The organism is Citrobacter sp. Cpo074 (genome assembly GCF_030332745.1).
In the GTDB taxonomy this organism is placed as follows: Bacteria; Pseudomonadota; Gammaproteobacteria; order Enterobacterales; family Enterobacteriaceae; genus Citrobacter; species Citrobacter portucalensis.
Genome location: NZ_JAOWHG010000034.1, coordinates 384,216 through 399,848, shown reverse-complemented (window position 1 = coordinate 399,848; position 15,633 = coordinate 384,216). Strand labels below are relative to the sequence as shown.

Sequence of the window (15,633 nt, the reverse complement as noted above, 5' to 3'; positions counted from 1 at the left end):
AGCCACGCCGTAAAAATTAACCGTGTTTCTTCTTCGCGAAAATGACGCGCGCCAGAATATTCAGCAGCAGTACGCACAAGGTAATAATCAGTACCCCGGCCCAGGCCAGTTGCTGCCACTCAGCAAACGGGCTCATAGCAAACTTAAAGATAGTGACCGGCAGGTTGGCGATAGGCTGCATCATGTCGGTGCTCCAGAACTGATTGGAGAGCGACGTAAACAGCAGCGGAGCCGTTTCACCTGCGATACGAGCAATCGCTAACAGAACGCCTGTAATGATCCCCGAGACAGACGCCTTCAGGGTGATTGCAGAAATCATCTTCCATTTCGGCGTACCCAGTGCATAGGCAGCTTCACGCAGGCTATCCGGCACCAGCTTGAGCATGTTCTCCGTGGTACGAATAACAATGGGCACCTGCAGCAGCGCCAGCGCGATAACGCCCGCCCAGCCAGAGAAGTGTTCCATTTTTGCTACCACAATGGTGTAAACGAACAGACCGACTACGATTGATGGCGCAGACAGCAGAATGTCATTGATAAAGCGGATAACCTCAGCCAGCCAGGACTTACGTCCGTACTCTGCCAGGTAGATACCCGCCATAATGCCAAGCGGTGTACCAAACACGGTCGCCCACAGAATTAACAGTCCGCTACCGGCCAGGGCGTTCGCCAGACCACCACCCGCCGTATTCGGCGGAGGCGTCATTTCGGTGAACAGCGCCAGCGACATACCGTCAATACCACGGGTGATCGTGGACATCAGGATCCAAATGAGCCAGAACAGACCGAACGCCATGGTCGCCATAGAGAGCGTCAGCGCGATGCGGTTCTTCAGACGGCGACGTGCCTGCATTTTACGGCGGGACTCCGCCAGCGCAGTGGTGTTTTGCATTTCAAGCGTAGCCATTAGCGTGCCCCCTCGTTCTTCGCAAGGCGCATGATCATGAACTTAGACGCCGCCAGTACGATGAAGGTGATCACAAACAGAATCAGACCCAGTTCCATCAACGCAGCAACGTGCAGGCCAGATTCCGCTTCGGCAAATTCATTCGCCAGCGCAGAGGTAATACTGTTGCCCGGCATGTACAGCGAGGCACTATCGAGCTGGTAGGTGTTACCAATGATAAAGGTGACCGCCATGGTTTCACCCAGCGCGCGGCCCAGACCCAGCATCACACCGCCGATCACACCATTTTTGGTGAACGGCAGGACGATACGCCAGATAACTTCCCAGGTGGTACAGCCGATGCCGTAGGCTGACTCTTTCATAAGCACCGGCGTTTGTTCGAACACATCACGCATAACCGCAGCAATGTACGGAATGATCATGATAGCGAGGATCACACCAGCCGCCAGAATACCGATACCAAACGCCGGGCCAGCGAACAGTGCGCCAACAAACGGAATGTTGGAAAGGATGTTTCCGACCGGCTCCTGGAAGTACGTCGCAAACAGCGGGGCAAAGATAAACAGGCCCCACATGCCGTATACGATACTCGGAATTGCTGCCAGCAGTTCAATAGCGATACCCAACGGGCGACGCAGCCAGCCAGGTGCAAGTTCCGTCAGGAATAACGCAATGCCGAAACTCACCGGAACGGCAATCAGCAATGCAATAAACGAGGTGACCAGCGTACCGTAAATAGGTACCAGCGCGCCGTAGATATCGTTCGGCGCATCCCAGTCTTTGGTCCACAAAAAGGAGAAACCAAATTTCTGTATGCTTGGCCAGGAGGAGATAACCAGAGAGACAATAATGCCACCCAACATCAATAGCACAATCAGCGCAGCCAGTTTTACCAGCGCGCTGAATATCATGTCACCCTTTTTACCCGGTGGGTTAAAAGCAGGCTTGGTTGCAGCCATAAATCACTCTTTAAGTTAAACGCGTTTACGAAATTGCCCTGCCGGATGGCGCTACGCTTATCCGGCCTACAAATTGGGCCTACAGTCGGAACTGTAGGGCGGATAAGCGTAGCGCCATCCGCCAACTCGTTAAAGATATTCTATTAGTACAGCGCTTTACCGCTGCTGTCTTTCACGTTGGTCTTCCATGCAGCACGAATCTGCTCAACCACGCTGTCCGGCAGGCTGGCGTAATCCAGGTCATTAGCCTGTTTGCCACCATTTTTATATGCCCAATCGAAGAATTTCAGCACTTCAACGCCCTGCTCAGGCTTCTTCTGCTCTTTATGGACCAGGATGAAGGTGGTGGAAGTGATTGGCCACGCATCGTCACCTTTCTGGTTCGTCAGATCCTGAGCGAAGGTTTTGCTCCAGTCAGCGCCTTTAGCGGCGTTGGCAAAGTTTTCTTCGGTCGGGCTTACCGGTTTACCATCAGCAGAGACCAGCTTGGTGTACGCCAGGTTGTTCTGCTTAGCATAAGCGTACTCAACGTAACCGATAGAACCCGGCAGACGCTGTACGAACGCGGCGATACCGTCGTTACCTTTACCGCCCAGACCGGTCGGCCAGTTAACGGTAGAGCCGGAACCAATTTTAGATTTCCACTCTTCGTTCACTTTCGCCAGGTAGCTAGTGAAGACGAAGGAAGTACCAGAACCATCAGCGCGACGCACAACGGCGATATTTTGCGAAGGCAGCTTCAGACCTGGGTTCAGTTTGGTGATGGCTTCGTCATCCCACTTCTTAATTTTACCGAGGTAGATGTCGCCCAGCGTTTTACCGTCAAGCACCAGCTCGCCGGATTTCAGTCCAGGGATATTCACCGCCAGCACCACACCGCCGATAACGGTCGGGAACTGGAACAGGCCTTCTTGTGCCAGTTTCTCGTCAGACAGCGGGGCATCAGAAGCGCCGAAATCAACGGTATTGGCCGTAATTTGTTTTACACCACCGGAGGAGCCGATACCCTGGTAGTTTACTTTGCTACCGGTCTCTTTCTGATAGGTATCTGCCCATTTGGCATACACTGGCGCAGGGAAGGTTGCACCTGCACCTGTCAGGCTCGCTGCTGCAAACGCAGAGAACGCGCTCATGGATAAGGTCGCGGCGACAACAGTTGCGACAGTGGTACGCATAACTTTCATAATGTCTCCTGCACGGTTTTCGTAAATCGTTGTTTGAGTTGCTACTGTGAGCAAAATAGGACAAACAGGTGACAGTTAAATGTACGAAATATGACAGTTTTATGACAATGAAAAACACGGGAAGTTATTTGTCTAAAAATACCTTTAAAACAAAACGTTAACCATTACCATGACAATAACATTTCGCTAAAATTTTCTTTTTATGACACTGCAAACAGTAGCTGAAGATGACGGTTTGTCACATAAAACAGGCGGGATAATTGATTAAAAACAGAACAAGTTTAAAAAAATGCCCCGCTCATAGCAGGGCATTTTCAGTTCAGTTAGGTACGGATTACTCTACGGTAACCGACTTCGCCAGGTTACGCGGCTGATCCACGTCGGTGCCTTTAATCAGCGCCACATGATACGCCAGCAGCTGCAGCGGAACGGTATAGAAGATCGGTGCAATCACCTCTTCCACATGCGGCATCTCAATGATGTGCATATTTTCGCTGCTGGTAAAGCCAGCATCCTGGTCAGCAAAGACGTACAGTTGACCACCACGGGCGCGAACTTCTTCAATGTTGGACTTCAGTTTTTCCAGCAGTTCGTTGTTCGGCGCAACCACGATAACCGGCATATCGGCATCAATCAGCGCCAGCGGACCGTGTTTCAGTTCGCCTGCGGCATATGCTTCAGCGTGAATATACGAGATCTCTTTCAGCTTCAGCGCGCCTTCCAGCGCAATCGGGTACTGATCGCCGCGGCCCAGGAACAGCGCATGGTGTTTATCAGAGAATCCTTCAGCCAGAGCGGCAATGCGTTTGTCCTGAGACAGCATCTGCTCAATACGGCTCGGCAGCGCCTGCAGACCGTGAACGATTTCCTGCTCAATAGCCACATCCAGGCCTTTCAGACGAGACAGTTTCGCCACCAGCATCAGCAGAACGGTCAGCTGAGTGGTAAATGCTTTCGTGGAGGCCACGCCGATTTCGGTACCGGCATTAGTCATCATCGCCAGATCGGATTCGCGCACCAGAGAAGAGCCCGGTACGTTACAAATAGCCAGCGAACCCAGATAGCCCAACTCTTTGGATAAGCGCAGACCCGCCAGGGTATCTGCCGTTTCACCAGACTGGGAAAGGGTGATCATCAGGCTGTTACGACGCACGGCGGATTTGCGATAGCGGAATTCGGAAGCAATTTCGACATCACAAGGAATGCCAGCCAGCGATTCAAACCAGTAGCGGGACACCATACCGGAGTTGTACGACGTACCGCAGGCGATAATCTGGATATGCTCAACCTGAGACAGCAGCTCGTTGGCATGCGAACCCAGCTCGCTTAAATCCACTTCACCGTGGCTGATACGGCCGGTCAGCGTGTTTTTAATTGCGTTCGGCTGTTCGTAGATCTCTTTCTGCATGTAGTGGCGATAAATACCTTTTTCGCCCGCATCGTATTGCAGATTAGATTCGATATCCTGACGTTTCACTTCCGCGCCAGACTTGTCGAAAATAGAGACCGAACGACGGGTTACTTCCGCGATGTCGCCCTCTTCCAGGAAGATGAAGCGACGGGTTACCGGCAGCAGTGCCAGCTGATCGGAAGCGATAAAGTTCTCACCCATACCCAGACCAATCACCAGCGGGCTGCCAGAACGGGCCGCCAGCAGGGTTTCCGGGTTACGGGTATCCATGATCACCGTGCCGTAGGCACCGCGCAGCTGCGGAATAGTACGCAGCACGGCTTCACGTAACGTACCACCCTGTTCCAGCTCCCAGTGCACCAGGTGAGCAATCACTTCGGTGTCGGTTTCAGAAACAAAGGTGTAGCCACGCGTTTTCAACAGCTCACGCAGTGGTTCATGGTTTTCAATGATGCCGTTATGCACCACAACAATGTGTTCAGAAACATGGGGATGCGCGTTCGCTTCTGAAGGTTCACCGTGTGTCGCCCAGCGGGTGTGAGCAATACCAGTACCACCATGCAGCGGATGTTCTTCCGCAGCAGCAGTCAGCATCTGCACTTTACCCAGACGACGCAGACGGGTCATGTTGCCTTCAGCATCTACAACGGCCAGACCAGCAGAGTCATAACCACGATATTCCAGACGGCGTAAACCTTCGAGAAGGATTTCAGCTACATCACGCTGCGCGATAGCGCCAACAATTCCACACATATTTTTTGATTCCGAATTTAGGCATTGTGCCTGTCGTTGTCGGTCAACCTGATACCCGTATTCCGGGCGCCCCGAGCCTTGTAGAGAGTGGGGTTATTTTTATAGGTACTGCTTGTTGAGCGGAGGATTATATTATCCCCTCATCTCTTGTCTGCCTGATGGCGCTCACGCTTATCAGGCCTACAGAACGTCACCGCACGTAGGCCGGATAAGGCAAAGCCGCCATCTGGCAAAAATAAATTACTTCTTCTTCACCGGACGCTGCCAGCCCTGTTTATGGACCTGAGGTACACGGCTTAATACCAATTCGTTATCGGCGACATTACGCGTTACGGTGGTTCCTGCGGCAATCGTCGCACCTTTACCCACGGTGACAGGTGCCACCAGCTGAGTATCAGAACCCACAAACACATCATCACCAATAATGGTTTTAAACTTATTGGCACCATCGTAGTTGCAGGTGATCGTACCCGCGCCGATATTCACATTATCGCCAATTTCCGCATCGCCCAGATAGGTCAAATGACCAGCTTTAGAGCCTTTACCCAGACGCGCTTTTTTCATTTCGACGAAGTTACCCACGTGTGCGCCTTCCTGCAGCTCAGCACCCGGGCGCAGACGCGCGAATGGACCGATGGTGCAAGCGGCTTCCAGATGGGCATCTTCCACCACACTGTACGGGCTAAGCTCACAACCCTCACCAATCACGCTGTTTTTGATGATGCAGCCAGCGCCAATCTTGACGCGATCTCCAACGGTTACGTTACCTTCAATGATAACGTTAGTATCAATTTCAACATCGCGCCCGTGAATCAGCGTACCGCGAAGATCAAAACGTGCAGGATCGCGCAGCATCACGCCCGCCAGCAGCAGTTTTTCTGCCTGCTCGGACTGATACACACGTTCCAGACGGGATAACTGAAGGCGGTTATTTACCCCTTCCGTTTCACTGATTCGTGCCGGATGTACCGCAGCAATTTCACGTCCTTCCTGATACGCCATCGCGATGATATCGGTGATGTAGTATTCACCCTGCACGTTGTTGTTGGTCAGTTTAGACAGCCAACGCTTCATGTCAGCGCCGTTGGCAATCAGAATGCCAGTATTGATTTCCTGGATTTGACGCTGCTCGTCGGTTGCATCTTTATGCTCAACAATGCCAGTAACTTTGCCGTTATCACGGGTAATACGCCCATAGCCGGATGGGTCGTCCAGTTTTACCGTTAACAAACCGATACCGCCCTGCGGTTTGGCTTCACGCAGGCGACGTAAGGTATCGGTAGAGATCAGCGGCACATCTCCATAGAGCATTAAAATGTCTTCGTCATCACTAAAGAATGGCGCCGCCTGCTGCATTGCATGGCCGGTACCCAACTGCTCAGCCTGCAGAACCCAATTCAGATTGCCATCTTTCAGCGTTTGCTTAAGCAGATCGCCACCGTGTCCGTAGACAAGGTGCACATGAGTCGCACCTAATTCATTAGCTGCATCAATGACATGCTGAACCATCGGCTTTCCTGCGAGGGTGTGCAGCACTTTAGGAAGATCGGAATACATACGCGTGCCTTTGCCTGCGGCAAGGATCACAACGCTCATAGCATTATTCAACATACACGTCCTGACTGTAATTTGAGAACGAATTTATACCGTTTCACATTGAAAATACTACATTTTTTTCAGCGTGAAATGGACCGAAGATAAAACGTTCAACAGGGGGGATTCCCCATCTGATAACTCACTATTTTCGTCTATATCTGCGTCTTTTGTCTCCCAAAAACCAGGAGTCTGCTCTTATTAAAGCCTTAGGTTAATGTTTTTGCTATTTTTTTACCGCATGAATAAAGCATTACATCAGCATAATACGATTTTATTTATGTGATTCAGTGAGAAGCAGAAAAACGGGTAGGGAAAATTGAGGGGGAAAGACAGAGAACAAATGATACAGCGAAGGAGGGGGATTTAATAACGATGGCGCTAGCTGATAAACCGTATTAAGCATCGCGCCACAGAGCAGGTAGGGAACGACTAAACGTCCATGCTGCTGAAAAGGGCGATGATTTTGTTAAACAATTTCATGTTGGTATCCTGTTTTTATCTGAATTAATTTTGTGACACACATCACACAAAAAAGAGTTTACGCCTCATTTTTTAACCGATCAACATTTTTGTGATGTAAATCACAAAATAATAAAACAGCTTTTTAGTTCCACTTTTACTGAAACAAATCCATAAAAAAAGCCAGCCTGGAAACCAGACTGGCCTTTGTGCTTTTCAAGCCGGTGTTACATCGCTTTTTTGGTCAACTCGATAACGCGCAGTTTCGCGATCGCTTTGGCCAGTTCCGCAGATGCCTGAGCGTAATCCACGTCACCATGAGAGCTCTTGATATGCTCTTCAGCCTTACGCTTCGCTTCCAGGGCTCTCGCTTCATCGAGATCCTGTCCGCGAATCGCGGTATCAGCCAGTACGGTCACACTGCCAGGCTGCACTTCAAGAATGCCGCCGGACAGATAGATAAACTCTTCATGACCGAACTGTTTAACGATGCGGATCATACCAGGCTTAATGGCGGTGAGCAGCGGTGCGTGACCCGGGAAAATACCCAGTTCACCTTCACTACCCGTTACCTGGATTTTCTCGACCAGACCAGAGAACATTTGTTGCTCTGCGCTGACGACGTCCAGGTGGTAAGTCATTGCCATATCACCCTCCGATTAAGGCGTTAAAGTTTTTTGGCTTTTTCCACGGCTTCGTCGATAGAACCAACCATGTAGAACGCCTGCTCTGGCAGGTGGTCGTATTCGCCTTCCATGATGCCTTTAAAGCCACGGATGGTGTCTTTCAGGGAAACGTATTTACCCGGAGAACCGGTGAATACTTCCGCAACGAAGAACGGCTGGGACAGGAAGCGCTGGATCTTACGCGCACGTGCTACCACCAGTTTATCTTCTTCAGACAGTTCATCCATACCCAGGATGGCGATGATGTCTTTCAGTTCCTGATAACGCTGCAGCAGGGACTGTACGCCACGCGCTGTGTCGTAGTGTTCCTGACCAACAACCAGCGGATCCAACTGACGGCTGGTGGAGTCCAGCGGGTCAACTGCCGGGTAGATACCCAGAGACGCGATCTGACGGCTCAGTACCACGGTTGCATCCAAGTGAGCAAAGGTGGTTGCTGGGGACGGGTCAGTCAAGTCATCCGCAGGTACGTATACCGCCTGAACGGAGGTGATAGAACCGGTTTTGGTAGAGGTGATACGTTCCTGAAGAACACCCATCTCTTCCGCCAGGGTCGGCTGGTAGCCTACCGCTGATGGCATACGACCCAGCAGTGCAGATACTTCTGTACCGGCCAGGGTGTAACGGTAGATGTTATCAACGAACAGCAGAACGTCACGACCTTCGTCACGGAACTTCTCAGCCATGGTCAGACCGGTCAGTGCAACGCGCAGACGGTTTCCCGGCGGCTCGTTCATCTGGCCATATACCAGGGACACTTTGTCCAGTACGTTGGAGTCGGTCATTTCGTGGTAGAAGTCGTTACCCTCACGAGTACGTTCACCTACGCCCGCAAACACGGAGTAACCGGAATGTTCGATCGCGATGTTACGGATCAGCTCCATCATGTTTACGGTTTTACCTACACCCGCACCACCGAACAGACCGACTTTACCGCCCTTAGCGAACGGACACATCAGGTCGATAACTTTGATGCCGGTTTCCAGCAGTTCCTGAGAGCTGGACAGCTCTTCGTAGGAAGGTGCTGCGCGGTGGATAGCCCAACGCTCTTCTTCACCGATATCGCCTTTCATGTCGATCGGGTGACCCAGGACGTTCATGATACGACCCAGGGTTGCTTTACCTACCGGGACTTCGATCGGGTGTTCGAGGTCTTTAACTTCCAGACCACGACGCAGACCGTCGGAAGAACCCATGGCGATGGTACGTACGATACCGCCGCCGAGCTGCTGCTGAACTTCCAGCACCAGGCTCTCTTTACCATTCATAACCTCAAGAGCATCGTACACGCGCGGTACGGCATCCTGAGGGAATTCGACGTCAACCACGGCGCCGATTACCTGGACAATTTTTCCAGTAGCCATCTTGAATCCTCTACGAATTAACCTGGTTATACCGCGGATGCACCACCGACGATTTCGGTGAGTTCCTGAGTAATGCTGGCCTGACGAGCTTTGTTGTATACCAACTGCAGCTCTTTAATCAGGCTGCCGCCATTGTCGGTCGCGGCTTTCATCGCCACCATACGTGCGGCCTGCTCGCTGGCCAGGTTTTCTACCACGCCCTGATAAACCTGAGACTCGACATAACGACGCAGCAAGGTATCCAGCAGCGCTTTCGGGTCTGGCTCATACAGGTAATCCCAAGATTTACGCTTCAATTCATCATCATCTGATGCCGGCAGAGGCAGCAGTTGAGTGATGGTTGGCGTCTGAGACATGGTGTTAATAAATTTGTTGCTGACAACGTACAGTTTGTCCAGACGACCTTCATCGTAGGCCTGCAGCATCACTTTAACCGGACCGATCAGTTCGGACAGGGAAGGGTTATCCCCCATGCCAGTTACCTGAGCGATCACGTTTCCGCCAACGGAGTTAAAGAAAGACACGCCCTTAGAGCCAATCATTGCGATATCGCACTGAACGCCTTTATCGGACCATGTTTTCATATCCGCCAGCAGCTTTTTGAACAGGTTAATGTTCAAGCCACCGCACAGACCACGGTCGGTCGACACCACCAGGTAGCCCACGCGTTTAACGTCGCGTTCTTCCAGGTAAGGGTGCTTATATTCCAGATTACCATTCGCAAGGTGACCAATCACTTTGCGCATGGTCTCTGCATAAGGACGGCTGGCCGCCATGCGATCCTGCGATTTACGCATTTTGGAAGCGGCGACCATCTCCATCGCTTTAGTGATCTTCTGCGTGTTCTGGACGCTTGCGATCTTACTACGTATCTCTTTTGCGCCGGCCATGAGCTTCTCCTCAATGCCTTGCGGTCCGCCCTAAAGCAGACCGCCAGACGTTACCAGGACTGGGTTGCCTTGAAGGAATCGAGGATAGCTTTCAGCTTGCCTTCGATTTCATCGTTATAGCCACCGGACTGGTTGATCTCTTGCATCAGCGGAGCGTGGTCACGGTCAACGTAAGCCAGCAGAGCGGCTTCGAAGCTACCGATTTTCGCCAGTTCCACATCTTCGAGGTAACCGCGTTCAGCCGCAAACAGCACCACACCCTGCTGTGCAACAGACATTGGCGCATACTGTTTCTGCTTCAGCAGTTCAGTTACTTTCTGACCATGGCTCAGCTGCTTACGAGTAGCTTCATCCAGGTCGGAAGCGAACTGAGAAAACGCTGCCAGTTCACGATACTGTGCCAGAGCGGTACGAATACCACCGGACAGTTTCTTGATGATCTTGGTCTGCGCTGCACCACCAACACGAGATACGGAGATACCCGGGTTAACTGCCGGACGAATACCGGAGTTAAACAGGTTGGTTTCCAGGAAGATCTGACCATCGGTAATGGAAATTACGTTAGTCGGAACGAACGCAGAAACGTCACCCGCCTGGGTTTCGATAATCGGCAGAGCGGTCAGGGAGCCGGTTTTACCTTTAACTTCACCATTGGTGAACTTCTCAACGTATTCCGCGTTTACGCGGGATGCGCGTTCCAGCAGACGGGAGTGGAGGTAAAATACGTCGCCCGGGAATGCTTCACGTCCTGGCGGACGACGCAGCAGCAGGGAAACCTGACGGTAAGCAACGGCCTGTTTAGACAGGTCATCGTAAACGATCAGTGCATCTTCACCGCGGTCACGGAAGTATTCGCCCATTGCGCAACCGGCATATGGTGCCAGGTATTGCAGTGCAGCAGATTCAGACGCGGTCGCCACAACAACGATGGTGTTGGACAGTGCGCCGTGTTCTTCCAGTTTACGAACCACGTTGGAAATGGTGGACGCTTTCTGGCCGATAGCCACGTACACACATTTGATGCCGGAATCACGCTGGTTGATGATGGCATCGATTGCCATCGCAGTTTTACCTGTCTGACGGTCACCGATGATCAGCTCACGCTGGCCACGACCGATTGGGATCATGGCATCAACAGATTTATAACCGGTCTGTACTGGCTGATCGACGGACTGACGTTCGATTACGCCTGGTGCGATAACTTCGATTGGCGAGAAGCCATCGTTATCAACCGGACCTTTACCGTCAATCGGGGAACCCAGAGTGTTCACCACACGACCCAGCAGGCCACGGCCAACCGGAACTTCCAGAATACGACCCGTACACTTAACCTTCATGCCTTCGGCGAGGTCAGCGTATGGCCCCATCACAACAGCACCTACGGAGTCGCGCTCCAGGTTCAGTGCGATAGCGTAACGGTTACCCGGCAGGGAAATCATCTCACCCTGCATACAATCGGCCAGGCCGTGAATGCGGATAACACCGTCACTTACAGAAACAATAGTACCTTCGTTGTGAGCTTCGCTCACAACATTGAACTGAGCAATGCGCTGCTTGATCAGTTCGCTGATTTCGGTGGAATTCAGTTGCATGCTCCAGTCCCCTTAAGACTGCAAGACGTCTGCAAGGCGCTCAAGACGGCCGCGTACGCTGCCATCAATGACCATATCACCCGCTCGGATGATTACGCCTGCCATTACAGACTTATCGATTTTGCAATTCAGCTTAACTTTGCGTGACAGACGTTTTTCCATCGCAGCACTAATCTTCGTAAGCTGTTCATCACTCAGTGCATTGGCAGAAGTGACTTCTACCTCAGAGATAGCCTCACTGGCTGCACGCAGGTGAATAAACTGCTCAAGAACATCCGGGAGCGCATTCAGACGGTTATTTTCAGCCATAACCCTAATCAGGTTTTGGCCGCTTTCGTCCAGCTGCTCACCGCACACGGCGATAAACGACTCAGCGAGCGTTTCCGGCGCCAGCGCGCCAGAGAGAAGCTCTGCCATTTGTTCGTTTTTTGTCACCTCAGCGGCGAACGTCAACATATCCTGCCAACGGTCAATGCTTTGGTGCTCAACGGCAAAGTCAAAAGCTGCTTTGGCGTAGGGGCGAGCTACCGTAATAAATTCAGACATCAGCCCCTCCCTCCTTACAGTTCAGCGACAAGTTTGTCCACGATGTCGCTATTAGCAGCTTCATCCACGGAACGTTCGATGATCTTCTCGGCGCCAGCAACAGCCAGGATAGCAACTTGCTTACGCAGCTCTTCGCGAGCACGTTTACGCTCGGCGTCAATTTCCGCCTGCGCCTGTGCCACGATTTTAGTACGTTCCTGCTCTGCTTCAGTTTTAGCTTCGTCCAGGATCTGAGCACGGCGTTTGTTCGCCTGCTCGATGATTACCTGAGCTTCCGCCTTCGCTTTTTTCAGCTGGTCGGTCGCGCTGGCCTTTGCAAGGTCAAGATCCTTATGTGCTCGTTCTGCAGAAGCAAGGCCGTCAGCAATTTCTTTTTGACGTTTTTCGATGGCAGCCATTAATGGCGGCCATACGTACTTCATGCAGAACAGAACGAACAGGACAAACGCGATGGCCTGGCCGAGGATTGTTGCGTTAAGATTCACAGCACAATGCCTCTATCTAGTTAACGTTCTGATATTGCTCTTAATTCAAGCAACGCTTACTACGCGACAGCAAACATCACGTACAGACCCAGACCTACAGCGATCATTGGGATTGCATCCACCAGACCCATAACGATAAAGAACTGAGTACGCAGCAGAGGAATCAGATCCGGTTGACGCGCTGCGCCTTCCAGGAATTTACCCCCGAGGATGCCGATACCGATCGCAGCACCGATTGCCGCCAGACCCATCATCACAGCGGCAGCAATGTACAGCAGATCCATATTCAGGTTTTCCATGACAGTCTCCAGTTTGTTTCAGTTAAAACGTAGTAGTGTTGGTAAATTAATGCTCTTCAGATGCCATCGACAGATAGACAATCGTCAGAACCATAAATATGAAGGCTTGCAGCGTGATAATCAGTATGTGGAAAATGGCCCAAGGCACATTCAGGATCCACTGTGACCACCACGGCAACAGACCAGCAATCAGAATGAAAATCAGCTCACCGGCATACATATTGCCGAACAGTCGCAGACCAAGAGAGATTGGTTTGGACAGCAGGCTTACCCCTTCAAGGATTAAGTTGACAGGGATGAACGCCCAGTGATTGAACGGCTGCAGCGTCAACTCTTTCGCGAAGCCACCGATGCCTTTCATTTTGATGCTGTAGAACAGAATGAGGATAAATACGCCCAGCGCCATCGACAGGGTGATGTTCACGTCAGCAGACGGAACCACACGCAGAGCCGGTAGGCCAAAGATATGCTCACCGATGTACGGCAGCAGGTCGATAGGCAGCAAATCCATCAAGTTCATCAGGAATACCCAGACGAAAATCGTCAAGGCCAGCGGAGCAATCAGCTTGCTTTTGCCATGGTACATGTCTTTCACGCTACCATGCACAAAGCCGATTACCAGCTCAATCGCGGTCTGAAATTTACCTGGTACGCCGCTGGTCGCCTTTTTGGCTACGCTACGGAACATAAGCAGGAACAACAGACCCAGAACCACCGAGAAGAAAATGGAGTCAATATTGAGCGTCCAGAAGGTGGCTGGGGGGTTGTGCGGATCCACCAGCGAGAATGTACGTAGGTCCAACTGAAGGTTATTCAGATGGTGTCCTATGTAATCCTGCGGCGTCATATTTTCTGAAGCCATGATGCCTTTACCCTTTGTTGTTAATTACAGCCGGCGCCAGTATCTGAACCACCAGCACCAAAACCCACGTAACGATCAGCGGCATGAATACCGCTTTCAAAACAGCCAACGCCACCACCAACAACACCAGCATCGCTAATACCTTGAAGGCTTCGCCGAAAGCGAACGACCAGGCTACTCGGCCCTTCGCTGGTGTATGTACCTGGTGACGCCAGGCAAATATCATAAACAACACATTAGGCAGTAACACTGCCAATCCTCCACACAACGCGGAGATGCCCCAGAAAGGGTCTTTGAGGCTAAACAGCAATCCACTTGCTATTACAACCAGAAGCTGTGTGAGCAAAAGCTTACGAGCAACGTTTCGACTCAAGAGCGACATAGACATCACGTTTTTACTCCTGCTCCCTTCGAGGTATGCCGCGTGTCGTATAAAACGTTCTTTATGGCTTAGAGTCAAGCATCAAAAAGCGGACAAATTATACGGTGCGCCTTCGTGATTTCAAACAATAAGTAGCTAAAAAGTGAATAAATGTTTAAATATTTTTCGCTGCCCCACATTTATTACTTTTAAGCAAACTGTGAACGATCATGCAAAACTGCAAATGCCGCGAAAACACTGGCGTCAAAGCGTGCACCAGATCACATATTGAACATATTCACCTTCGCATAATTTATTTACGTGGCAATTGATGCCTTTTCATCTTTTTGATATTTAAGCGTAAAAATAGCCACTATTTCAAAAACAACGCCTAACAACAAAAAAACCGCTCATTGACATTTATAATAAAAAATTAACACGAACGGTGATTCTTACGTTCTATTTTTAGCAGACTGATATTTTCACAGCTGACTTGTTTCGCTTTTAACAAAAAACGGTACGTTATAGTTATGATGCAAAACCGTAAGGCACTAGTGAAATGTAACGACATTTAACCACACTATTACCTATGACTTTTAACACCTGAAAAGCCGTTTTTTCTCTATTTTTTTTGATAAAAATTAAATTTTGTTTGGCTTAATAACCACCAAATGACGTTCACCATCCAACTGCGGAACGCGTAATTTTTCGACGGACTCAACGCTGAATTCTGCTGGCAGCGAATCAATTTCATCTGCAGGCAACTGCCCTTTTAGCGCATAAAAACGCCCATTCTGGCCCGGCAAATGATGACACCAGCTCACCATATCATTGAGTGAAGCGAAAGCACGGCTAATCACCCCATCAAACGGCGGTTCTGAAGGAAATTCTTCAACACGGCTTTGCACTGGAGTGATGTTAGTAAGCGCAAGCTCATGCTGCACCTGACGCAAGAAACGAACACGTTTTCCCAGGCTATCGAGCAGTGTGAAATGCGCTTCTGGACGCACGATAGAGAGCGGAATTCCCGGCAGGCCCGGTCCCGTACCTACATCGATAAAACGCTCACCCTTCAGATACGGTGCAACGACAATGCTGTCCAGAATATGGCGCACCAGCATTTCGTTTGGATCCCGCACCGACGTCAGGTTGTAGGCTTTGTTCCATTTGTGCAGCATATCGACATACGCAATCAGCTGATTTTTCTGGTGATCGGTAAGAGAAATACCGGCATCAGCCAGCAGACGAGAGAGTTTGTTGAGCACGGTCGTTACCTGTT

At 50.8% G+C, this 15,633-nt stretch carries 15 protein-coding genes; all 15 read right to left on the bottom strand.

Going from position 1 to position 15,633, the window contains the following annotated elements; all coding sequences use genetic code 11:
- Positions 1 to 16 precede the first annotated feature (16 nt).
- On the bottom strand, positions 17 to 907 hold the full coding sequence (gene pstA, locus OGX83_RS20025) for a phosphate ABC transporter permease PstA (protein WP_003827037.1): 891 nt from the start codon (positions 905 to 907) through the stop codon (positions 17 to 19).
- Entirely contained in the window at positions 907 to 1,866 is a 960-nt protein-coding gene (gene pstC, locus OGX83_RS20020; protein ID WP_008786549.1) for a phosphate ABC transporter permease PstC, read from the bottom strand. The genes pstA and pstC overlap by 1 nt, the downstream gene beginning before the upstream one ends.
- Before the next feature lie 143 nt (positions 1,867 to 2,009).
- Positions 2,010 to 3,050, bottom strand: coding sequence for a phosphate ABC transporter substrate-binding protein PstS (pstS, locus tag OGX83_RS20015; protein WP_003827033.1), 1,041 nt, complete (start codon positions 3,048 to 3,050; stop codon positions 2,010 to 2,012).
- A gap of 334 nt (positions 3,051 to 3,384) precedes the next feature.
- Positions 3,385 to 5,214, bottom strand: coding sequence for a glutamine--fructose-6-phosphate transaminase (isomerizing) (gene glmS / locus OGX83_RS20010; RefSeq protein WP_003827031.1), 1,830 nt, complete (start codon positions 5,212 to 5,214; stop codon positions 3,385 to 3,387).
- A gap of 240 nt (positions 5,215 to 5,454) precedes the next feature.
- Positions 5,455 to 6,825, bottom strand: a complete 1,371-nt coding sequence (glmU, locus tag OGX83_RS20005) for a bifunctional UDP-N-acetylglucosamine diphosphorylase/glucosamine-1-phosphate N-acetyltransferase GlmU (RefSeq protein ID WP_008786550.1) — start codon at positions 6,823 to 6,825, stop codon at positions 5,455 to 5,457.
- A 671-nt stretch (positions 6,826 to 7,496) separates the two neighbouring features.
- On the bottom strand, positions 7,497 to 7,916 hold the full coding sequence (locus OGX83_RS20000) for a F0F1 ATP synthase subunit epsilon (RefSeq protein WP_003023809.1): 420 nt from the start codon (positions 7,914 to 7,916) through the stop codon (positions 7,497 to 7,499).
- A 20-nt stretch (positions 7,917 to 7,936) separates the two neighbouring features.
- Complete coding sequence (gene atpD, locus OGX83_RS19995) at positions 7,937 to 9,319, bottom strand: F0F1 ATP synthase subunit beta (protein ID WP_003023806.1); 1,383 nt, start codon at positions 9,317 to 9,319, stop codon at positions 7,937 to 7,939.
- Between the two features lie 26 nt (positions 9,320 to 9,345).
- Positions 9,346 to 10,209, bottom strand: coding sequence for a F0F1 ATP synthase subunit gamma (atpG, locus tag OGX83_RS19990; RefSeq protein WP_006687765.1), 864 nt, complete (start codon positions 10,207 to 10,209; stop codon positions 9,346 to 9,348).
- A 50-nt stretch (positions 10,210 to 10,259) separates the two neighbouring features.
- Complete coding sequence (atpA, locus tag OGX83_RS19985; protein WP_003023802.1) at positions 10,260 to 11,801, bottom strand: F0F1 ATP synthase subunit alpha; 1,542 nt, start codon at positions 11,799 to 11,801, stop codon at positions 10,260 to 10,262.
- 12 nt (positions 11,802 to 11,813) lie between these two features.
- Positions 11,814 to 12,347, bottom strand: coding sequence for a F0F1 ATP synthase subunit delta (atpH, locus tag OGX83_RS19980; protein ID WP_003827024.1), 534 nt, complete (start codon positions 12,345 to 12,347; stop codon positions 11,814 to 11,816).
- Positions 12,348 to 12,361: 14 nt separating this feature from the next.
- Positions 12,362 to 12,832 (bottom strand): F0F1 ATP synthase subunit B, encoded by a 471-nt coding sequence (gene atpF / locus OGX83_RS19975; protein WP_003827022.1) that lies wholly within the window; start codon positions 12,830 to 12,832, stop codon positions 12,362 to 12,364.
- Between the two features lie 59 nt (positions 12,833 to 12,891).
- A complete protein-coding gene (gene atpE, locus OGX83_RS19970; RefSeq protein WP_003023794.1) occupies positions 12,892 to 13,131 on the bottom strand; it encodes a F0F1 ATP synthase subunit C in 240 nt (79 codons plus the stop codon).
- A 46-nt stretch (positions 13,132 to 13,177) separates the two neighbouring features.
- Entirely contained in the window at positions 13,178 to 13,993 is an 816-nt protein-coding gene (gene atpB / locus OGX83_RS19965) for a F0F1 ATP synthase subunit A (protein ID WP_003023792.1), read from the bottom strand.
- 7 nt (positions 13,994 to 14,000) lie between these two features.
- On the bottom strand, positions 14,001 to 14,381 hold the full coding sequence (atpI, locus tag OGX83_RS19960; protein WP_003827019.1) for a F0F1 ATP synthase subunit I: 381 nt from the start codon (positions 14,379 to 14,381) through the stop codon (positions 14,001 to 14,003).
- 614 nt (positions 14,382 to 14,995) lie between these two features.
- Positions 14,996 to 15,619 (bottom strand): 16S rRNA (guanine(527)-N(7))-methyltransferase RsmG, encoded by a 624-nt coding sequence (rsmG, locus tag OGX83_RS19955; protein ID WP_003827017.1) that lies wholly within the window; start codon positions 15,617 to 15,619, stop codon positions 14,996 to 14,998.
- Positions 15,620 to 15,633 lie beyond the last annotated feature (14 nt).